The sequence below is a fragment of the Coleofasciculus chthonoplastes PCC 7420 genome, assembly GCF_000155555.1.
GTDB classification, from domain to species: domain Bacteria; phylum Cyanobacteriota; class Cyanobacteriia; order Cyanobacteriales; family Coleofasciculaceae; genus Coleofasciculus; species Coleofasciculus chthonoplastes_A.
In genome coordinates, this window is sequence record NZ_DS989846.1 from 121,568 (window position 1) to 143,080 (window position 21,513).

Here is a 21,513-nt window from a genome sequence, read left to right on the forward strand (position 1 = left end):
CGAATCCAGTGTCATTATACGGGTAACGTCAAGTTGACAATCTGGAGCAAAGCCTGCTGCTGGTTTAGCATTCGTTGCAAGCTTTCCTCGTCCGGATGATCCCACCCTAAAAGATGTAGCAACCCATGGGTTGCTAACCAAGCCAGCTCTATACTCAAGGGATGACCCTGGTGTTGGGCTTGGCGATAAGCTGTTTCCACTGAAATGACTAAATCGCCCAGGTAGACTGATTCAGCCGCTTGCATATCTGGAGGTATCTGAGGCGAGTCTACCTCTAATGCGGCAAAGGAGAGTACATCAGTGGGTTGATTTTTGTGGCGGAACTGAGAATTAAGTGCCTGAATTTCTGCGTCATCAGTCAGGCGTAGTGTCAGTTCATGCGTCGGCGCTGGCGGATTATCGGGGTGCAGTGTTTCTAGCCATTGGCTGAACCAATGTTCCCAAGTGGAGGTGGAAATTGGGTTCGTCAGGGAATTAGCTTCCGGAGTCGCTGACTGGGAGGCTTCAAAGAAACAATCCTGCACTATTAGTTCGATATTCACTTGTGCCGCCTCTGGTGTGAGATGAGCTATGGGAACGTTAACGAGTCAGGTAAGCTAAACCAATCAGCACAGCTAACAAACCCACGCTGGTTAGAAAAAAGTGTTGTAGGGATTTGCCTCCTTTACGCACCATGTTACGCATGGCTAATTTCACGTAACTGGGTTTCGGTTCATTCAAAGCGGCGTTGGCTGGTGTTGGCTGTTCAGCAAACGGCGGCTTCGCTGTATCCGGGGGTGTTGAGGATTGACTCATCAGTAATGGTCAGTAATGGTGATTTGACGCTAAAAACTATTTTATCGCCTTTCTTTACAGAATGTAACAAATTGTCATTTGTCATTTGTCCTTCGTCAGGGAACAGGAAACAGGTAAGGTAGAGTTTTGAGTTAACTTCCTCATCTCCCCCATCTCCCCCTGCTCCCCTCTCTCCACCGATCAGGTCAATTGATTTTCCTGACGCAGGTAGGCTTCGATAAAGGGATCGAGCGTCCCATTCAGGACATCATCAACGCCTGTGGTTTCCACATTCGTCCGCAAGTCTTTCACCAACTGGTAAGGGTGGAAGACATAATTGCGAATTTGATTCCCCCAAGCGGCTTCAACCATATCGCCTCGGATTTCAGCAATTTCCTGAGCGCGTTGTTCTTGGGCAATCACCAATAGCTTGGCTTTCAGCAGGGCGAGGGCTTTTTCCTTGTTTTGTAGCTGCGATCGCTCCTGGGTACAGCGCACGGCAATGTCTGTGGGAATATGCTTAACCCGAACGGCGGTTTCCACTTTATTGACATTTTGACCGCCCTTACCCCCAGAACGAGAGGTGGTAATCTCTAAATCCGTTTCAGGTATATCTAGGTCTACATCCTCGTTCAGGATGGGCATAACCTCAACCCCAGCAAAACTGGTTTGCCGTTTTCCGTTGGCGTTATAGGGAGAAATTCGCACGAGTCGGTGAGTTCCTTTCTCTGCTTTCAAATAGCCATAGGCGCGGAGTCCCTGAATTTCTAGGGTGGCTGACTTAATCCCCGCTTCATCTCCTTCCGAGAATTCTGCCAACTGCACTTTATACCCTTGGTTTTCTGCCCAACGGGTATACATTCGCAGCAGCATTTCTGCCCAATCTTGAGCATCTGTTCCGCCCGCCCCCGCATTAATCGCCAGTACCGCGCCATTGGCGTCATAAGGACCCGATAGTAGCTGTTCTAATTCCCAACGGTCAAGTTCGCGATTCAGCTTGACTACATTGGTTTGGGCTTCTTGCAGCAATCCTTCATCGGTTTCCAATTCCAGCAATTCCAGAACCGCTTTTGCATCCTCTAGATTACTTTTCCACTGCTGGTACTGCTGCAAATTCAATTTCAGGTCATTCAGCTTTTGCAGGGTTCGCTGAGCGAAGGTTTGGTCATCCCAAAAATCCGGTTGAGCCGCTTGTTGCTCTAAGTCTTTAATTTTGGCAGTCAGTGCAGGTACGTCAAAGATAGTCCTGGGTTTTTCCCAGGCGAAGGGACAAGGTTTCGACTTCGCGTTTAATCTCTACAACTTCCATGTTTTTTTGTGCTGGTACTTTACTCCCTTTAATCAATTGTAATCAGAAAACTTAATTACATCAGACCAATGACAGGTATCCCACGCCTTAAAAGTCGTGGGATAAGGTGAGTCAATTAGTCGCGATTAAAGGCAATCAACAACCGCAAAATAAAGATAAACAGGTTGATGTAGGTCAAGTACATCGATAATGCGGCTGGCAGATACTGATCATTGCGATAGGTGCGGGGCAAGATATAGAAATCCACCACCGCCGCACCAACAAATAGTAAAACGCCAATGCCAGAGATGCCAATTTCTAGCCAGCTAGGGGTATAAACGCCAAAAAAGCTCAAGGCGAGCTGACCCACCAACACCACCAACAAGGCAATGATACCCAGTTGCACGGTTTGGGTTAACGCCATCCCATCTTGGTCTGAAAGATTCGAGCCAATTTGACGGGCAGCAACAAAAGTGACACCACAACCCAGAGCGGCGATTCCAATCCCTGGAATTCCTACGCCTGAAGTGCCAATGGCAACAAATACGATACCACTGAGGGTGTAGCCTGAGAGCAGGCTATAGGTCGCCAATAGAGGCAATGCTGCACTGTTATTGCCTTTCTCCGCCACACCACGAGCGACGAAGAATAGGACTAATTCAGCAATCAGGGCAACCCAGAAGGTTGTCATGAATAACCCGGGGTTGGTGGTAAGGACATTCAAACCACCATAAGTCCCGACAGCCGTTAAAACTAATCCACCACCGACGTAGGGCAGGGCGTTGGCTATCACATTGGGTCCGACTAAGGCTTGACCCTTAGCATTACGCATGGCTTGGCGAAAGTTACTCGTGTTACTCATGAGAACTCCTTGTGTAACTTACGAAATAATTTAAGTTGATCGGGTAAGATGGCTCCCGTCGTAATCTTCGATTTGACGGTGAGATGAATCTCTAAGGAAAGCAGATTGACTTTCAATAATAGTATACTACACTTTATTCTAGGATGGCATTGCCAATATTTTTCAATGTAATTATATTGGTAGCAAGAGTAAAAATTAAATCAAAAAACAGCAAAGAATACAGCAGTTATAAAGCTATCAAACATATTTTTAGCAATGATTTAACTAGGACTATGGACTGTAAGCTTAAGCGGTCACGCATTTAAATTGGGAATGGATAGAGAGCAAGATGCTCGCATTACAATTATTTTCATTTTTTTGACATTAAGTAAGGTTTTAATTCCGAACAGCTTACAATCATTTTTATATAACTGACGAGATACCTTAAAAATCATGGAAACCCAGCACCTATCCTTAAATACAGATAAGATGAGCGATTTCCAGCAGTGGAAACAAATTAACGGCGATGATTTTTCTCTCTGGGATTATCTGGCTGGAGTCTCTAATATTGAAGTTGCTTTAGCCTTCACCAAAGTCTTTTTACCTGACTTTGTTGAACATGAGGGAGGTATTTTTTTATCAGAAGCCTTTAATTTAGAAATTTACGAGCAGTGGAAAGCACAACTCGGAGATAATATTGCCTCGATTGAGCAGGTAATGAACCATCAGCATATTGATGATTTGCTTCCTGGTTCAGAATCTGCTGGAATTGATAACTTATTTTATTTGGGTCAAGTCATCCAACAAATGTGGGAAAATCATCTCAAGTCACTGTATCCAAAGTATAGTTTTGAAGTTTCTTGCACTAGAGATGAATGCACTGTGGTTGTCACTTTCCATCATAGTAATCTCCAAAGTAGTGACAAAAGGTATGAGGAGATATTATCTTTAGGAGGTCAAAGTGTAATCATCCCGAAGGTTAAAGATTCTCAACCCAAGTCCAAACCGAGAGACAGGACGTCCAGTTCTCCCCATTAATGCAACTTTGTCGTGTGGGTGTTTTGCTCACAGGGCAAACAACTACCCACACGACTCATCAACTCAAGGTTGAGACACTCCTTGGTTAGGCGTCACTTTCAATGTGGATAAACAAAAGTCCCATCAGCACAGCAGGCATCAGCCAACAAACGACGGGAATCAGAATCCAGGGTAAGAACGAAGCTGCATAAGAACCAGTCATGTCAAATTGTCCTATCTAAATTTACAAGAGTTCAAGACAAATATTACCCAATGAACGAACCCAATGGGGTTAGTTATTCACCAAGCCTCGGAAAATGGCGTCCACTGTCTCAAAATTTTCCAGGAGGAAGTAAGCCACGAAAGCGCCTCCCATACCTCCAACAAAGAATCCACCTGCAAATTCACTCCAGCCTTCAGACGTTTTGAGTAGTTCTGTATCCGGAGCGCTTTCGGCGGCGCTTTTGAGCGACACTAATCCCCAAGCTGCCATTCCGGCGGTTCCAAGCAGAACGATAACCAAAGCGGTGACTAAGCCGCCCAGATAACGCGCTTCTGGGTAATCCCGCAGTGCGCCAAACACAACCTCAGGACCCACTAAGAAGTAACCATGAGCCATACCAATTTCCAAGCCGCGTAGGAATGGGGATAGCCCTTTGCGGTAAGCTGGCAGGTTGCCAATGAACGCTCTGGTAAACGCCGAATCGCTGATCGGAGTCGATAAATGACCCACAAAAGGGTCTCCCCCGTAAGGTTTTACCATTTCCATATTTCTTGCATCTGCCATCTAGATATTGCCTCTCAATCTGAATGTTTACAAAAATACCTGACTTAACATTGTAAGCAGGGAAGGGTAATCCCATGACACAATATGGGAAGACCTTTAAAAAACTTCATCAAATTAGTTATAGCTTAAGGATATAACACCGCCGTGTCTCTAGGGAGTAATCGGCGCGAATCATCGTCTACGTCCAGCGACCAAAACCCCTGACTTCTCCAAGAAGTCAGGAATCTAAGTTGCACAACTATGGTTATCTGTCAAGACATGAGCTAGATGTCGGTCGTTCACTAGAGTGTAGTATTTTGAAAAAAACAGTCATCTCAAGAGTCAGTAAATGAGACAAATCTTCAATCAACTATACAAAAACCTGAAACGTCTAATACTACCGCTATTACTGGGCGTTTTAGTTAGCGGATTGGTGGCTACACCTGCCAACGCTATAAACGTCTACCAAATGCCCAATGTCAACGCGGGTGAACCAACCTGGGTGATTGATCAAGCCGACGTACTCAGCCGCCTGAGTGAAGGCAAGTTGAGCAAAAGCTTGGAAGATTTAGCCCAGAAAACCGACAAGGAAGTCAGATTTGTGACGGTTCGCCGTTTAGACTATGGTGAAACCGTAGACAGCTTTGCTAAAGCCCTATTCAAAAAATGGTATCCGACACCGGAAGCCCAAGCGAATCAAACCTTGCTGCTGATCGATACCCTGACCAATAATACTGCCATTGTCACTGGGGAAGACGTCAAGTCAATTATGCCAGACGACATTGCCGAGAGTGTCGCCTCGGAAACAATGACAGTCCCCTTGCGGGAAGGTAACAAGTACAATAAGTCTTTTTTAGAGGCTAGCGATCGCTTAGTGGCTGTGCTATCGGGTCAACCTGATCCCGGTCCTCCAGTTGTAGAAGAAACGGTTCAGGTTGAAGGCACATTTACCAGCGCAGAAGAAACTGACACCAAAAACTCGACCATCTGGGTTGTTGTACTATTGGTTGTCGCGACAGTGGTACCGATGGCAACCTATTTCTTTTATCAGGGCTTCTCTGGTTAAGTTCGTCATTTGTCATTTGTTACTGTTCCCTGTGACACACCGAGCGTGTTACTGAGCGTGTTACTGAGCGTGTTACTGAGCGTGTTACTGAGCGAAGTCGAAGTAAGTCGAGGTAAGCGATGCCCTGAGCCTGTCGAAGGGTCGAGGTGTTCCCTGTTCTCTAAGAGATGATCAGAAGCTTTTACTGTAAAGCACTAATCCTGAACATACTCCTGTCCAGAAATTAAAGCAAACTCAGCCCGCATAAACTCCCGTCCTAAATAAGCCGCATGATCCAACATTGTGACTGGACAGGGCTGAGTTTGCTCAAAAATAACCACACAAAGTTCCTTGGCGGTTCTACCTGTAAACAAGGTCGTATGAGTCCGTTCAACCTTACCTCGTGCGGGAATCGGTTTCCCGGTTTCTGGGTCAACGGCTAAACCGCGATCATCAATCACATTGGTGAAATGTTTGGCACAAATTAACCGTGCATCCCGGTCGAGGTAGATAATAAAATATCCACCGGGATCAAGTTCAATTTCCCGTTTAGACAGTTTGTCATTAATTGTACGCAGGTCTTCTACTGTTTGGTTCATCTTGTCTTGGCTCAATGCGTCCCTTCTTGAATAGTATCGTGTTTAGACCGTTTAAAGCAGGCAGAGGGCAGGAAGCAGAAGCATCTTATGGCAATTAAAAAATTAAGACCCCTGCCAATTGCGCTGAGGTTCGGTTAAAAACTGGGATACTTTCATCATTCATCATCCCGTGACAATTAATCCTGAACCAAAAATTGAATGTCTCGTTTTGTAAAGGGTAAATCATTATTGATCGCGTCGATTTCTTCCTGTTCCATTTCATTCACTTCACCGATATAGTGGCGCAAAATTTGCATCAGGCGTTGATTATAAAATCGGTGCAGACTGTGATTCGGTGTCGCGGGAAATCCTCGCCGCCGCTTATGGCGTCCTCCAGCACCTGGATCAAACATCTTAACCCCATTCGCGATCGCCCATTCTATCGGGGTGTAATAGCACGCATCGAAATGCAGGCAATCATATTCCTCAAAACAGCCCCAATAGCGCCCATACAACTGATCACCCTTATTAATACAAAACGACATCCCCACGGGATGTCGGTCATCATCGTCTCGATAAGCCGCCACCAATACCACACGATGACGATAGTCGGGATACAACTGTTCAAAAAACTGGCGCGTCAGATACTTACTGCCCCAAAAAAACTTATCGCAGGTGCTGCTATAGAAGTTATAAATCAGGGGAAATAAGGATTTGGGAATATCATCCCCGACTAAAGGAACCAAACACAGTCCGGCTTTAGTCACCGCTTTACGTTCCCGCTTAATATTACGCCGCTGATTGGCGTTAAAGATACTCAGATAATCATCGAAGCTACTAAACCCTTTATTCTGCCAAATATAACTGTGATGCAACCAGCTTGTAAAACCATGGCGTTCCATCACCTGTCGCCATTCAGGGTCAACAAAGAGAAAATGACAGCCACTAATCCGGTTATTCCCGCAAAAGTGATCAATGGCACTCACCATAATCTCAGTGAGTTCATCTTCATCTTCTCCAGGTGCAATTAAAAATCGGTAACCGCCTGCTGGAGTAAACGGCGTCATCCCTAACAGTTTGGGATAGTAGCGAACGCCTAAACGATGAGACAGATCTGCCCATTGGTGGTCAAAGACAAATTCTCCATAGCTATGACCTTTAATATAGAAGGGCGCAGCCGCAATAAGCTCTCGGTTTCGCCATATAGTTAGGTGATGGGGCAACCATCCGGTTTTAGACGTCGCACTTCCCGATGTTTCTAAATTATTCAACCAGTCCCATTCTAGAAACGGCGTTTTCAGGGGTTGGGCAAGGGCATCCCAAGCGGCTTGGGGAATATCAGCCATCCGGTTAACCCAGTTAACGGAATAGTCAGTCTGCGGTTGGTGAACCATTGGGAAAATCTATAATTAGGTCTAGATCGGCATGGATTAAAATGAACGGTGAGGATCGTTATTTGTCATTAGTCTTTTGTCATTGGTAAGGGCTTGAGGGGTTATTTACATAAGTTAACATAGCCGAGTTTATTTTGACCGATTAATGTGAGATGAATTGTCAAAATTAAGTTGTAGAGACGTTGCATGCAACGTCTCTACAACTCCCCCATCTCCTCATTCCCTGGACAACCGATAGTGTAGAAATAACTCTTGGTCAACCCTCTCAACCGCCAAAAGTTCTAAACGTTTCGCCAATTGCTCAGAAAAGCCAGTTCCCTCAACAGGCGTTGGGGCGGCTGCACCCCCTAAAATCAGGGGACAAACTGTGAACCAGAGTTCATCGATTAAATCAGCCGCCAGTAGAGATGCCACTAAGTTACCCCCCCCTAAGACAGCAAGCCGTTGGATGCCCAATTGGTTGAGCTGTTGATAAGCGTCATGCCAATTTATCCCATCGCTAGAGGCATTCACCACCAAAATCCGCTCAAAATAATCCGACTTGTCCCGCCAGGGTTCAGCACCCGCCTCTGTCGTCAACAGCCAACGGGGTACGTTTTGGTGAAAAAAGCGTAATTGTGGATCGAATTGAGCTAGACGGGAGCAAACAATCTGCACTGGTTGGATGGGTAAGCCCCGTTGTTTACGCTGCTGCTGTAACTGGGAATTTGAGACACTGCGAGTGGTACCATAAGCCCGGAGAGTTCCTGCACCGAACAAAACCCCATCCGCCAGTGCCACTTGGCTTTCCAGATGAGCTTGATCCGCAGACGATGAAAATCGGGCAGGCGATCGCGTCACGTCCGCAATCTTGCCATCGGCACTCATTGCCAGAACAACCGTGGTATGGGGTTGATTGATAGCAGACGTTTTTGGCATAGTTGTCTGGGGCAAGAAAAATAATGGTAACTATCGCAAAAGGCTCCAAGGTTAGGAGATTTTTTACTATTCCCTGTTCCCTATCCTCACCACCATACTTATTCAGCAACCCCTAAAGAGCTTGTGAATCGTTCTAGGATAGAGATAAGGGGTTTTCAGGAAGACTCCGTGACTCGTAAACTGTATTAACGATTACTCTTTCTACCACCTTTTCTTCTGTAATCACACCAGCGTATCTTATGGCTAAGCCAGGTCAATCCTCCTTTCGTCGTGTTTTGCTGTCACGCCTGTTGTTACTCAGCGTGCCAGTGTTACTCTTGGGAGTTTATGTGACCTACAGAAAAGCACGCTCAACGCTTCTAGACACAGCGCGTCAAAATTTAACCGAAAGTGCTGTGAGAAAAGGGGAAAGCATTCAAGAGGCGATCTCAGCGTTACAAGCTAACCTGCTGACCGCTAGCCAAGCCATAGTCTTTCAATCTCAGTCATCGACAGGCTATCAACAATTTATCAACCAACTGGCTCAACAACTCCCCACCCCGGTCAATTGCGTGCAGTTGAGTGATATTCAGACTCAAGATATCGTGAGCAGTACCTGTAATCAATCCTTACTCGTCAACCAGCAAGTGATCTCAAAATGGTCTAGTCAGGAAGGTGAGGTTTCTATAGATCCGTCTCAAATAGAGGTCACAGTCCTACCTCCGCTAGCACCCTCAACCCCTGCTACAAACGAAGCCGAAGCCATCTCAGGCAAAACTCAACTCCCGATTCTGTTGAGTGCGCCCGTTTATAACGCTGAGGGTCAACTCCAATATGCTTTGAGCTTATGCTCAACCTTACTCCAATCCAAATCTATTAAGCCGGGTTCCCTATCTGGTGAAGCCGTGGTGATTACCCAAGAGGGTAAAATTCTGGTGCATCCCATTGCCCAGCAAGTGGGACACAATATCAACCAAGAACTGGATTCTTCAAGACTTGAGAGTCTGGTCGAAGACGCGATCGCAGGTCGTGAGTCCTTTATCCATCTTGCCTTGGATGGTCAGGAATATGTCGCTGGCTATACAGCGATTGAAAGTCCGATTAGCGACCAATCTGACCAGCAATGGATTATTCTCGCTGTTACCCCCTTGGAGAGTGCGCTGATCGGTCTTCAGGATATCCGCCAAGTTCTGTTTATCCTCACCTGTGGCTTAATTGCTGCCAGTATTTTAGCCACAATTTACATTTCCCGTGACCTCGCCCGTCCCTTAGAAAAACTCAGAGATTGCGCCCTGCATGAATCCCAGCTTCACTCGAATTATCGCATTCCTCATACCTTCAAAATTCGAGAAATTAACCAATTAGCCGAAGCCCTGGATGGAATGTTTGAGCGCCTCAAACATTGGGCAGAAGAACTCGAAGCCGCCTGGAAAGAAGCCCAAGCCGCCAACCAGCTTAAGAATGAGTTTCTCGCTACAACATCTCACGAACTGAGAACTCCCCTCAATGGTATTATTGGTTGCCTGCGACTGGTCAAAGATGGTTTCTGTGATGACCGCGAGGAAGAACTTGACTTTTTACAACGAGCCGATGAAGCGGCTATTCATTTGTTGAACATTATTAATGATGTTTTAGACCTGGCAAAACTTGAGTCAGGGAAACTTTCCGTTGAAGTTGAACTGATCGATCTGCGTCAAATGATTGATGAAGTGATTCACTTACAGGCAGTCTCTATTCAATCGAAGGGACTCGAATTCAACACAAAAAACTTGCATGAAAAACTTCCCGTTATTGCCGATCCCGCTAAACTGAAGCAAGTCCTAATTAATGTCATTGGTAACTCGGCAAAGTTTACTGATTCGGGCAGCATTACAGTCAGTACACAGATTGAAACAGGCAGTGATAAGACCGAACCCTTAGTGAGTGCTGATGATTCTACATCTGTTGCTAGCGTCTCCACGATTCCCAGTAATAAACAAGTTACTGAAAATCATGAAACTGGAGAGTTGTTTCCTGCACAAGTTGTGGTAACAGTTAAAGATACGGGAATTGGCATTGATCCGGTGCAACAGGCTAAACTATTTCGTCCCTTTGTCATGGTAGATGGGTCAACCACGCGCAAGTACGGTGGTACAGGTCTCGGTCTGGCTATTTCCCGCAACTTGATCGAATTGATGGGGGGGACAATTACCCTTTTTAGTGCTGGAGAAGGTCAGGGAACGACGGTGAACATTAGCTTACCACTTGTTGAAACAAAGGGACAGGATACGGATGAGCAACTTGACAGTGAGCCACCCTCACAAGTATCAACAGAATTGCCTAAACATCAGGATTCAATTGGCGAGATTAACGGCAAATTAATAACGGATTGATAGTTTACTATAGTCATATTTAAAACATTTTCAATGGTTGCTCAACTCCAAAATCAACGAATAACTCCTCAAGAGTATCTGGAATGGGAAGAACAACAAGCCATTAAGTACGAATATATTAATGGCAAGGTTTTGGCGATGACAGGGGGAACCCTTTCCCATAACTCTATTGCCGTAAATCTGACATCTGCACTCAAAAATCACCTGAGGGGTAAAGGCTGTAAAGTCTTTATGGCAGATGCCAAAGTAGGAGTTTCACGTCAGGGACCATTTCACTATCCAGATGTGATGGTTAGTTGCGATCCGCGAGACCAAAGATCGCGTAAAATTATCTATCATCCCTGTTTGCTTGTCGAAGTCCTGTCGCCGGGGACAGAAGCCTTTGACCGGGGCAAAAAATTTAGGCATTACCGTCGGATTGATAGTTTGAAAGAATATGTTCTGATTGAGCCAGACAAAATGAACGTGGAATGCTACCGACTCAATGAGATGGGAAAATGGGAATTGACAGCTTATTCTCTTGAAGAAACAACGACTAGCGGGACAGAATTAGAGGTGTATTTAACTAGCGTTGATTTCCGATGCCCTATTTCTTTGCTGTATGAAGATGTTGTTTTTCCTGAAGATAATCCAGAAGACACTCTTATTGACAGAGAAAATTGAGGTCGAAAGTTTTTCCCGACACCCCACATCCTACCCAATTTTTTAAGTTATAGCAACCGCCATAGCGGTTAGGACACATCATTTATGTAGAGACGCGCCATGGCGCGTCTCTACAATGGTGCCGAAAGTCCTAATCGATGTGTCTACTGCTATATCTATCATTCCGCTAACTGAGGAACCTTAATCGGTGTTCCTCCCTGTTGGAGAGACTGGGATAGACAACTGAGGATGTTGACCAGTTGAGCCGCCACCCAGCCTGAAGATACTGATACAGGTTGATTATCGCGGATGCTCTGCAAAAAGCGATCGCACACTTGCGCCAACGGTTCGCGACGCTCGATTTCGATGACTTCCCGCCGCAAACCCCCAGGCGTAAACACGTCTCCACTTTGCTCAAAATACCCATGCTGAAGCGTTAAGGGCGCATCATTTTCCATCTCATCAAAAATTAATGTTCCTTGACTCCCCACTACCCCCAGACGCCGTTGTTTATCGGGGTTGAGCCAACATAAGTGAATATATGCCTGAAAACCCGTTGGGTATGTCAAAATAACGTAAACAAAATCGGCTAAATCATGTTTCTCAAGAAGGGCGGGTTTAGTTACATTAGCGGTTTCTTGTGAAACGTTATTGGTCAAACCCGCCCCTACAGATCCCTCTTGCCGTTGTAACCACACCCGTCCCGTGGCTTGAACTTGCACAGGTTGCTCACCTAACCAGGTATTGAAGATCGCGATATCATGAATGGCTAAATCCCACAGCGCATCGACATCCTGACGCACGGGTCCTAGATTCGTCCGAGCCGCGTAGCCATAGCGCAATTCTCCTAAGCATCCAGATTGCACCACCGCTTTACCCTGCTCAACAGCCGGATGAAATAAATAGGTGTGATCTACCATCAACTGGCGCTGCTGTTGACGGGCTAAATCAGACAACTGTTGGCATTCAGCCGCATCGAGTGTCAACGGCTTTTCTGCTAGCACATGAAACCCTTGCTGTAGGGCATCTTGAATCAGGGAATAATGAGTCACCGCCGGCGTCGCGATTACAACCGCATCGCACTCTATCTGGGAACGTATCGATTGCCAATTGTCTGCTAGAACCACATTGTCATTCAGGTTCAATCGTTCTTTAAGCTGAGTTAAGCGTTCCCTAGAGGAATCAACTACCGCTACCAGTTGGGCATCTGGATGTGACGCGAAATTCCGCACCAAATGCGTACCCCAGCGTCCGGCTCCCAATACGGCAATTTTAGTCTTCATGAAATTTTGAATCTGTAGGGGCGGGTTTCACTATTATCGTTGTTTATCACCCTGATGTCACTATGACGTAGCTTGCTTATTTTTGGGAGCGAGTAGGACAAATGACGAAGGACAAATGACTAATCACCAATCACTTTAGCCAATGCTGCTTTAGCGGCGGCTTGTTCTGCCGCTTTTTTAGAGCGTCCTTGTCCTTCACCCAATTGTTGACCTTTAAACCAAACTTGGGCAGTAAAACGATTCTCGTCTGCCTCAATGGGATTGGTTTCGGTAAGGCGATATTCGGGTAAAGATTTATAGTGAGCTTGAGTCCATTCTTGCAGAGCATCTTTATAGTTTTGGCGGGCGGGATCTTTAAGAATGTCTTCAGTCAATCGCTGAAAATGAGGATCAAGCCAAGGGCGAATTAATTCTAAGGTGTGGGTACTCAGATAGAGTGCGCCAACGATCGCTTCAAAGGCGTCAGCCAGCCGTGACATCTCACCCCTAGGATCAGCCGCCGCGCTGGGAGCCAGGAGCAAGTATCGCTCCAGTCCATACTCTTGAGCCAATTGAGCCAAGATGCGATCGCTCACCAACACGGAACGAATTGCCGCAAAGTCACCCACGGAAGCGTTGGGATAGGTTTCAAATAATAACTCTGAGGCAGCCATTCGCACCACAGCATCCCCGACAAACTCCAACTGATCATAGTTCACATCACGGGACATACTGGGATGAGTCAGCGCCAAGTCAAGCTTATCCCATTGAACAGGCGCATTATCCAGTAATCCGAGCTTTTGCACTAATTTTTGCAGTTGTTTTTGTCGTCTGGGGTCAATGGTCATCGAAAAAACGGATTGGTAAGGGGATAGACGGAAACCCCTGTCATTTATGTATGGGGAGGAGTCCATGAATAAGGGCGGGTTTTGTTGTTCAGTTATTAGTGACAAGCTAGCTTGAGTCCCTAAACCCACCCCTACAATAAACTTATGACTAGAAGGGAGAGAGTTGGACGTAAGCCGGGTTCTGTTCTCCTATATCACTAGGAGGGTAGTTATCTATCTGGGACGCCTGTTACCAGACGCCTCTAGCGGCTCTTGAAGCAGGAACTGGTAAAAGACCAACCGTAGTTCCTAACGACCTTGCACCCAACCGGGGTTTACCGAGCCAGCACCTCTCGATGCTGCTGGTGCGCTCTTACCGCACCTTTGCACCCTTACCAACTTGTCGTATGTCCTTTGTCTTATGTCCTTGGTTATAGACATCAGACTAGGGAATAATGACAAATTGGCGGTATGTTTCTGTGGCACTATCCTCACGGTTGCCCGCACTGGGCGTTACCCAGCAAGTTTGGTCTTTCGGGAGCCCGGACTTTCCTCAGATTCACCACTTGGGTGAATCCGCAACCACCTGCGCCGACTCTCTCCTTAGTGATCTATTTTAATCGCCGTGGGCTATTTATTGGGGCGGAACACCGTAATTATTTTGGTTGTAAGGCGAGAACCAGTGCTTTTTGCCAGGACAGATTTTTGGCGATGAACTGACAGCGTAGGTTGCAGGTACGTCCTTTTGTATTTGCTTCCGATATCTTTAAGAATAAACGCAAGTAAAAATAGTCGTTTTTGTCAGCCGCTGCTTGTAGGTTTTTAGGGGAAACAAGAGGAGAACCTATCTTTTCATCGCTAATCTCTTCTTTTAGGGTTTGACCCGGAAGAATTGTACTTGGTGATTGAGAAGCTGCCTCATTTTTGCCGGGAATTACGCGGATGGCTCGCCGAATGCGCTTATCGAAATCACTGATAAAACACTGTTTCCAATCAATTTCAACGAAAACATCTTTGGATTTATTTTCAATACTCATGGATAATCGTTTCAGTTCATCCAATTCGTATTTATCGGCAAAGGAAAATTTTACGACTAGAAAGTCCTCTAGCTGATATTTGGACAAGTCTTGATTTAGATGAGCCGCATCGGTTTCAAATTTCACCAGCTTATCTAAGGACTGAAAGGCTTGGTTAAAAACTAAGGCAACAACAATAAAATAAACGGTTAAAACTAATATATTTCGGGCTAATTCTGTGGCAAAATCCATAAACCCCAAGACTCCTAATTAATACACAAAAGCAAGTAAATCCATGATCTGTTATTAGTCGTCAGCACTCAACCTTAATCATGTTTGGCAAAGCGAGAATCCTCGAACCAGCCGCGACGCCAGAAAAAGAAGCATAAAGACGCCGCGATCGCGATCATCACGCCCCAACAGACAAAGTATCCCCAACGCCAGGTTAATTCTGGCATATATTGGAAGTTCATCCCATAAACCCCTGCGATAAAGGTGATTGGGATGAAAACCGTTGACATTATGGTCAAGACTTTCATCACCTCATTCATTTTATTGCTGACGGAGGACAAGTAAACATCCATTAAACCCGAAGCCAATTCCCGATAGGTTTCTACCATATCAAGTACCTGAATCGTGTGGTCATAACAGTCTCGTAGATAAATACGAACATCTGAACTAATCAAATTACTACCGTCGCGAATTAATGCATTAATCGCACTGCGTTGGGGCCAAATTGAACGGCGTAATGCCAGTAATTCCCGCCGAACCTGGTAAATTTTCTCCAGGGTTTGGTGATTAGGGTTGAGAATCACTTCATCCTCTAACGCTTCGATGCGTTCCCCATAGTCTTCCAGCACTGGAAAAAACCCATCAATGATCGCATCCAAGAGCGTATACGCCAGATAATCCGCACCCGCTTGCCGTATTTTACCTTTATGTCCCCGAATTCGAGCGCGTACTGGTTCAAAACAATCCCGTTCTGGTTCCTCCTGAAACGTTAGCAAATAGGATTTCCCTAAGACAAAACTCACTTGCTCAATCCAAAACCCATCTTCTGTGGGTTTAGGCATGACCATCTGGGCTATAATTAATAACTGGTCGCTGTAATCCTCCACTTTGGGGCGCTGCGGAACATTAACCACATCCTCCAATAGCAAGGGATGTAACCCCACAATTCGCCCCAAGCCTAATAAAATATCTTCACTACCTAACCCCTGAATATCAAGCCAAGATACGGAGTCACTCGTCAGGTAAGGAGTACAAGCATCTGCGGTTAAATTGGTTACACGATTGGCGTGGCTTTCGTTGTAGTCAATCAAAACGATAAATGACGGACAAGCATCTTCATCAATGCTTAAGGTTCCCGGTAAACTCCCCGGCTCATCATAGAAATACTCAAATAGATCTTCGTCATCATCGTCATCATTGGATCTTGTGGCTAACTTGCTCCCTGGAAAATGGCGTTGTGTCATTTAGCGCTCCTTTTTATACTTAGGATAAGGATTATTCCGTGACTTGGCACAAATTCATTTTAATCCATTCAACTTCTTCTTTTAATCCCCCAGTATCCATCCAACCAACATATCCAGCAAATTTACAGTCATTTTTATTATCATAAACATAAACATGATGCACTTGAAGAGGATTGACAACGAGGTATAGGATTCCACTACTATCTGTGAAATTGAGCGGCTGTAAACTTCTATCGATCGGACTATCTTTGGTAAAATCCAACATTTTCTTGGTCATACCGCGAACTTTATATAAACGATTAATCACATCTCGGATAATTCCTTGACTCCCCAGAATATTAGACGTAATTATATTAGCAGTTTGGGAACAATGCCAATAAGAACCATGAGCATCAGCGACACCTAATGCAAGTGCTGCTTCAAATTGACCAATAGCACGGGCAGCTTTTTCAGCTAGATTAGCATCAGTCGAGATATATTCATCTCGAAAAAAGATGTTATCAGAGGGTTGAAGATTTAAGCTTGACCGCAGCGGATAAGCAACCAAATCTGAGGAATGAATGATATTCCGCCATCTTAGGGGTTGGTTTTGATCACAATTTGCAAATTGTTTAAGTTTATCTGGACTAACCTCTAACATCATATTCAAGAACAAAATCGGTGATCCCATGGTTGTGATGCTTTTGAGATGTACTTTTCTCCTTGGTTCAGATTGGCTTAAGCCATGAATCACGGCGCGAATATCATGAGCTGGATCTTCAGTGCTGAATCTATCGGAAAATAAGATATCCCATAGGATAACACTTCCCAGCGAGTGAGTAATAATATGGAGTTCGGTTTCTGTAGGATTCTTAGTCAGAAAATCGGCTAGCTGTTGAGCAATTAGCTTTCTGATAGCAACACCCCGTTCAGGATTTAGGTAACTTAAAAAATCTCCGCCGAACTCCGATAGAAATCCTTCCCGAAATTCTCGATAGCGGAAAATATCATCTGGGCTAGTTTGGGGATATTCTCTCTTAAGTTCCTGCAAGTCTTGATGAATACAGTTCCATATCTTGCCAACATCCTTTAGGACATTTGCCCAAAAACAAGAATAAAAATGGGGACGAGATTGTCCTATTTGGTCAAACTCTTCCTGAATAAGACGTTGTAGTGGATCGGCATATCTGACGTTGGATGTGGCAACACCGTGAATAAAAAATACGAGCATAGTTTAATCCTGATCTGTGATTACCTGATCTAGTGTTACCCAAAAAATAGGCGATCGGCAAATCTAAAACTGTGGACATCTACTCCTATAAATCCGCTGTAGGGGCGGGTTTAGCCGTTCACTTGGGATACTTTCGATAAGGTGTATGTCAAAACCCGCCCTCTAATCTGTTCGTCGGTCAATAAATATAATCTTATTTATAACATTGATAGGCAGGGCGGGTTTTGTATTCCAGTTAATATGAACGATCAAAGTTAATCCCTAAACCCGCTCTCTAATCCGTTCGTCGGTCAATAAATATAATCTTATTCATAACGTTTATAGGCAGGGCGGGTTTTGTATTCTAGTTAGTAGGAACGATCAAAGTTAATCCCTAAACCCGCCCCTACACATTAATGTAACCAATCTTGCTCTGTGATTACCTGATCCAGTGTCACCCAAAAAATAAGCGATCGGTAAGTCTCAAACTGTGGACATCTACTCCTACAAATCCTCGGTAGGGGCGGGTTTAGCCGTTCACTTGGGATACTGTCGATAAGATGTATGTCAAAACCCGCCCTCTAATCCGTTCTTCGGTCAATAAATATAATCTTATTTATAACATTGATAGGCAGGGCGGGTTTTGTATTCTAGTTAGTAGGAACGATCAAAGTTAATCCCTAAACCCGCCCTCTAATCCGTTCGTCGGTCAATTAATATAATCTTATTCATAACGTTTATAGGCAGGGCGGGTTTTGTATTCTAGTTAGTAGGAACGATCAAAGTTAATCCCTAAACCCGCCCTCTAATCCGTTCGTTGGTCAATTAATATAATCTTATTTATAACGTTTATAGGCAGGGCGGGTTTTGTATTCCAGTTAGTAGGAACGATCAAAGTTAATCCCTAAACCCGCCCCTACACATTAATGTAACCAATCCCGCCCTCTAATCCGTTCGTTGGTCAATCAATATAATCTTATTCATAACGTTTATAGGCAGGGCGGGTTTTGTATTCCAGTTAGTATGAACGATAAAAGTTAATCCCTAAACCCGCCCCTACACATTAATGTAACCAATCCCGCCCTCTAATCCGTTCGTTGGTCAATTAATATAATCTTATTCATAACGTTTATAGGCAGGGCGGGTTTTGTCTTCCAGTTAGTATGAACGATAAAAGTTAATCCCTAAACCCGCCCCTACACATTAATGTAACCAATCCCGCCCTCTAATCCGTTCGTTGGTCAATCAATATAATCTTATTCATAACGTTTATAGGCAGGGCGGGTTTTGTCTTCTAGTTAGTATGAACGATAAAAGTTAATCCCTAAACCCGCCCCTACACATTAATGTAACCAATCCCGCCCTCTAATCCGTTCGTTGGTCAATCAATATAATCTTATTCATAACGTTTATAGGCAGGGCGGGTTTTGTCTTCTAGTTAGTATGAACGATAAAAGTTAATCCCTAAACCCGCCCCTACACATTAATGTAACCAATCCCGCCCTCTAATCCGTTCGTTGGTCAATCAATATAATCTTATTCATAACGTTTATAGGCAGGGCGGGTTTTGTCTTCTAGTTAGTATGAACGATAAAAGTTAATCCCTAAACCCGCCCCTACACATTAATGTAACCAATCCCGCCCTCTAATCCGTTCGTTGGTCAATCAATATAATCTTATTCATAACGTTTATAGGCAGGGCGGGTTTTGTCTTCCAGTTAATATGAACGATAAAAGTTAATCCCTAAACCCGCCCCTACACATTAATGTAACCAATCCCGCCCTCTAATCCGTTCGTTGGTCAATCAATATAATCTTATTCATAACGTTTATAGGCAGGGCGGGTTTTGTCTTCCAGTTAATATGAACGATCAAAGTTAATCCCTAAACCCGCCCCTACACATTAATGTAACCAATCTTGCATGTCTAATTACCTCTTCCCCAATCAGCAATCAAAAAGCAGATCAAAATGAGGAACCGGGTTGTTTAAGAAACACCACTTCTTCCGGTGTACTTTCTCGACCTAGAATCGGGTTACGATGGGGAAATCGCCCAAAACGTTCAATTACCTTGAGATGGCGATAGGCGTAATCAATCGTACTGGCGCTGTCTGGATCATGTTTCAGTGTGGAAAATAACTCAACACACCGACGCTGGTGTGCTAAGTTCTCACTATGTTCATAGGGCATATAAATAAACCAACGCTGTACCGGGAGCAATTGTTGGTCAAAACCCTGTGACACCGCATGTTGGGCGATGGCTAAAGCTTGAGAGTCAGTAGCAAAGGCTTGAGGTTGACCCCGAAACATATTGCGGGGAAATTGATCTAACAGTAGAATCAGTGCCAGACAGCTATAAGGCAATTCCTGCCAGTGGTTGAGTTGACCCGTCGCTGCTTGTTGATACTCGTTCAAAAAGCGCGATCGCACTTCTTCATCAAAGGCTAAATTTTTGGTAAACCAAGCCTGACGCGGTTTCCCATACCCTGGATGATCTGGCTCTCCAAACCAAAACGCTACAATTTTGTCCTTTGTCATTCGTCATTTGTCCTTTGTCATTACTGTAGGGACAACCCCCTTGCATCAATTAACAATTGCTTTCTACTCAATTGGGTGGGATCACCCTCTCCTCAACGTTCCCTGACATTCTCCCAATGGGGTGAAGAACGCGATCGCAACCGAGAATGAGCAAATGAAGCAATGGGTTAAGCTAGGAGTAAGTGGATCTAGGTTTCTAGCCAGGTTGCTCCTCACCCCCTAAAGCAACTGCAACCAGAATCTCTTTCTCCAAGCTGTGTCATCATTAAACCATTACGCTTTGTTGTCATGCCAGCGAAAAAAGAAAAGAAGGGATGTGGATGTGCTTCTATTCCCATTTCATTAATACTTGTTTTGTTGGGTGTTGGTTATTGGGGATTTATGCAGCGAGACACTCTACTTGCTCATCTCAATATCCGCCAATTTTTGCCAAATAATCAACAACATCAGCAACAACCCACTCCATCGAATCCTCAACCCCCAACCCCAACTGATTTAACTTCTACACCTAGTCCAAGCGCATCGGTTGCTGCTTCTCCCCTAGAACCCAGTCCGACTGAGACACCCACACCTAATCCCCAAGCTTCACCATTACCCACCACCCCCCAGCCATCGCCATCCCCTCAAACACCTTGGCAGAAAAAGGAAATCAGGGGAATTTATTTAAGTCGATATCAAGCCACGAATAATGCGACCGAAAAAATGATTCGTGAACGAGTCCGTTATTATCGCGCTCAAGGAATCAATACAATTATTCATGGAGTTTGGGGCAATGGTTGCACCATGTATCCCAGTCAGGTGATGCAGCAAACTTTCGGATACAACAGTTGTCCCAATGAGTTTCAAGAGCAATGGTTAGAGTGGTTGATTGATGAAGCGCACAAGCAGGGAATGGAAGTTCACGCTTATTTTGAGAAGGGAATTAAAATTGATAAAAATAGCCCGATATTTGACAGGGCGATCGCTCAACGATGGATTGTGCCTGGGGTAGATAAAACTTATGCGGGTATTGATCACTACTTACTGGATGTAGAATTGCCAGAGGTAGCGACTTTTTTCAAAAAGATATTAGTTGAGTTTGTGCAAAAGTATCCGACGATTGATGCTGTGCAGTGGGATGATTACTTAGGATATCATGCTGACTTACCCGGAAAAGTCGATCGCACAACCCATTTAACGAATTTTGTTCAGCAAATGATCGCTGACATGAAGAAAGCTAACCCAGCCGTTAGTTTTGACCTTTGCCATCATAATCCTTATTGGAGTAAACGCTATTTTGCGGCAGATTGGAAAAACTGGAATGTCGATCGAGCTTTTATTCAAGTTTATAACGACGACAATTTTCAGCAAGAGCTAGACTATGCCGAAAATTATGCCGGAGTGGCTATTTCTGATCAGCAGTTGTATCGTTTAAAAGAACTGGTAAATAACAGCAAAATCAAGAGCATTTTAGTATTCCCATCATCGGGGAAACCTGAAGAGGCGGCGGCTTCTATCAAAAAGTTTACTTCTATAAATCAATAACCACCTCAAGCTAGAGATTCCGAGAAATAAGATATAGTGCATAATGGCAGATATTTCTGCCTCTGTGCG

The 21,513-nt window shown here is 44.7% G+C and carries 20 protein-coding genes and 1 other RNA gene; 5 read left to right on the forward strand and 16 right to left on the reverse strand.

Annotated features, from left to right (window positions below):
• Window positions 1-14 precede the first annotated feature (14 nt).
• The 4 genes from ybeY to MC7420_RS09615 all read right to left on the reverse strand — a co-directional run bounded on the left by ybeY (window position 15) and on the right by MC7420_RS09615 (window position 2,924).
• A complete protein-coding gene (gene ybeY, locus MC7420_RS09600) occupies window positions 15-542 on the reverse strand; it encodes an rRNA maturation RNase YbeY (RefSeq protein ID WP_044206205.1) in 528 nt (175 codons plus the stop codon).
• Window positions 543-579: 37 nt separating this feature from the next.
• On the reverse strand, window positions 580-795 hold the full coding sequence (locus MC7420_RS09605) for a DUF3285 domain-containing protein (protein ID WP_006100290.1): 216 nt from the start codon (window positions 793-795) through the stop codon (window positions 580-582).
• A 180-nt stretch (window positions 796-975) separates the two neighbouring features.
• Window positions 976-2,083, reverse strand: a protein-coding gene (gene prfB / locus MC7420_RS09610; RefSeq protein ID WP_157453108.1) for a peptide chain release factor 2 whose coding sequence is annotated in 2 segments (ribosomal slippage) — window positions 976-2,010 and window positions 2,012-2,083 — 1,107 coding nt in all. Because the reading frame shifts where the segments join, the coding sequence is not laid out codon by codon here.
• Window positions 2,084-2,198: 115 nt separating this feature from the next.
• The gene (locus tag MC7420_RS09615; protein WP_006100236.1) at window positions 2,199-2,924 is read right to left on the reverse strand and encodes a Bax inhibitor-1/YccA family protein; all 726 of its coding nucleotides are present in this window, start codon (window positions 2,922-2,924) and stop codon (window positions 2,199-2,201) included.
• 432 nt (window positions 2,925-3,356) lie between these two features.
• On the opposite strand from MC7420_RS09615, the gene MC7420_RS09620 reads away from it, so the two are divergent.
• Complete coding sequence (locus MC7420_RS09620) at window positions 3,357-3,941, forward strand: hypothetical protein (protein WP_006100074.1); 585 nt, start codon at window positions 3,357-3,359, stop codon at window positions 3,939-3,941.
• An 85-nt stretch (window positions 3,942-4,026) separates the two neighbouring features.
• Here the strand turns inward: MC7420_RS09620 and MC7420_RS09625 are convergent, their stop codons facing one another.
• Entirely contained in the window at window positions 4,027-4,143 is a 117-nt protein-coding gene (locus MC7420_RS09625) for a photosystem I reaction center subunit VIII (protein ID WP_006100027.1), read from the reverse strand.
• A 69-nt stretch (window positions 4,144-4,212) separates the two neighbouring features.
• Complete coding sequence (locus MC7420_RS09630; protein ID WP_006100107.1) at window positions 4,213-4,707, reverse strand: photosystem I reaction center protein subunit XI; 495 nt, start codon at window positions 4,705-4,707, stop codon at window positions 4,213-4,215.
• A gap of 328 nt (window positions 4,708-5,035) precedes the next feature.
• Here MC7420_RS09630 and psb32 point away from each other — a divergent pair, with 328 nt between their 5' ends.
• Entirely contained in the window at window positions 5,036-5,752 is a 717-nt protein-coding gene (psb32, locus tag MC7420_RS09635) for a photosystem II repair protein Psb32 (RefSeq protein WP_006100075.1), read from the forward strand.
• 194 nt (window positions 5,753-5,946) lie between these two features.
• Here psb32 and MC7420_RS09640 read toward each other — a convergent pair whose 3' ends face one another.
• The 3 genes from MC7420_RS09640 to MC7420_RS09650 form a co-directional block, all read right to left on the reverse strand.
• On the reverse strand, window positions 5,947-6,330 hold the full coding sequence (locus tag MC7420_RS09640) for a DUF4346 domain-containing protein (RefSeq protein WP_006100147.1): 384 nt from the start codon (window positions 6,328-6,330) through the stop codon (window positions 5,947-5,949).
• A gap of 176 nt (window positions 6,331-6,506) precedes the next feature.
• Entirely contained in the window at window positions 6,507-7,703 is a 1,197-nt protein-coding gene (locus MC7420_RS09645) for a GNAT family N-acetyltransferase (protein WP_006100144.1), read from the reverse strand.
• Between the two features lie 216 nt (window positions 7,704-7,919).
• The gene (locus MC7420_RS09650; protein WP_006100064.1) at window positions 7,920-8,621 is read right to left on the reverse strand and encodes a RibD family protein; all 702 of its coding nucleotides are present in this window, start codon (window positions 8,619-8,621) and stop codon (window positions 7,920-7,922) included.
• A gap of 239 nt (window positions 8,622-8,860) precedes the next feature.
• Here MC7420_RS09650 and MC7420_RS09655 point away from each other — a divergent pair, with 239 nt between their 5' ends.
• Together MC7420_RS09655 and MC7420_RS09660 are read left to right on the forward strand one after the other, a co-directional pair.
• Complete coding sequence (locus MC7420_RS09655; RefSeq protein WP_006100155.1) at window positions 8,861-10,972, forward strand: sensor histidine kinase; 2,112 nt, start codon at window positions 8,861-8,863, stop codon at window positions 10,970-10,972.
• 33 nt (window positions 10,973-11,005) lie between these two features.
• Window positions 11,006-11,635 (forward strand): Uma2 family endonuclease, encoded by a 630-nt coding sequence (locus tag MC7420_RS09660; RefSeq protein WP_006100045.1) that lies wholly within the window; start codon window positions 11,006-11,008, stop codon window positions 11,633-11,635.
• A 158-nt stretch (window positions 11,636-11,793) separates the two neighbouring features.
• Here MC7420_RS09660 and MC7420_RS09665 read toward each other — a convergent pair whose 3' ends face one another.
• From MC7420_RS09665 to MC7420_RS09690, 7 genes are all read right to left on the reverse strand, one after another.
• A complete protein-coding gene (locus tag MC7420_RS09665) occupies window positions 11,794-12,897 on the reverse strand; it encodes a Gfo/Idh/MocA family protein (RefSeq protein WP_006100023.1) in 1,104 nt (367 codons plus the stop codon).
• A 119-nt stretch (window positions 12,898-13,016) separates the two neighbouring features.
• On the reverse strand, window positions 13,017-13,724 hold the full coding sequence (gene rnc, locus MC7420_RS09670) for a ribonuclease III (protein WP_044206210.1): 708 nt from the start codon (window positions 13,722-13,724) through the stop codon (window positions 13,017-13,019).
• A gap of 154 nt (window positions 13,725-13,878) precedes the next feature.
• Window positions 13,879-14,303, reverse strand: an RNA gene (gene rnpB, locus MC7420_RS35080) — RNase P RNA component class A.
• Window positions 14,304-14,359: 56 nt separating this feature from the next.
• Window positions 14,360-14,971, reverse strand: a complete 612-nt coding sequence (locus MC7420_RS09675) for a hypothetical protein (protein ID WP_006099999.1) — start codon at window positions 14,969-14,971, stop codon at window positions 14,360-14,362.
• A 74-nt stretch (window positions 14,972-15,045) separates the two neighbouring features.
• Window positions 15,046-16,194 (reverse strand): magnesium/cobalt transporter CorA, encoded by a 1,149-nt coding sequence (corA, locus tag MC7420_RS09680; RefSeq protein WP_006100207.1) that lies wholly within the window; start codon window positions 16,192-16,194, stop codon window positions 15,046-15,048.
• A 31-nt stretch (window positions 16,195-16,225) separates the two neighbouring features.
• A complete protein-coding gene (locus MC7420_RS09685) occupies window positions 16,226-17,404 on the reverse strand; it encodes a hypothetical protein (protein ID WP_006100090.1) in 1,179 nt (392 codons plus the stop codon).
• A gap of 1,943 nt (window positions 17,405-19,347) precedes the next feature.
• On the reverse strand, window positions 19,348-19,920 hold the full coding sequence (locus MC7420_RS09690; RefSeq protein ID WP_006100058.1) for a DUF924 family protein: 573 nt from the start codon (window positions 19,918-19,920) through the stop codon (window positions 19,348-19,350).
• A gap of 288 nt (window positions 19,921-20,208) precedes the next feature.
• On the opposite strand from MC7420_RS09690, the gene MC7420_RS09695 reads away from it, so the two are divergent.
• Window positions 20,209-21,444 (forward strand): family 10 glycosylhydrolase, encoded by a 1,236-nt coding sequence (locus tag MC7420_RS09695; protein ID WP_006100096.1) that lies wholly within the window; start codon window positions 20,209-20,211, stop codon window positions 21,442-21,444.
• The last annotated feature ends 69 nt before the right edge of the window (window positions 21,445-21,513 follow it).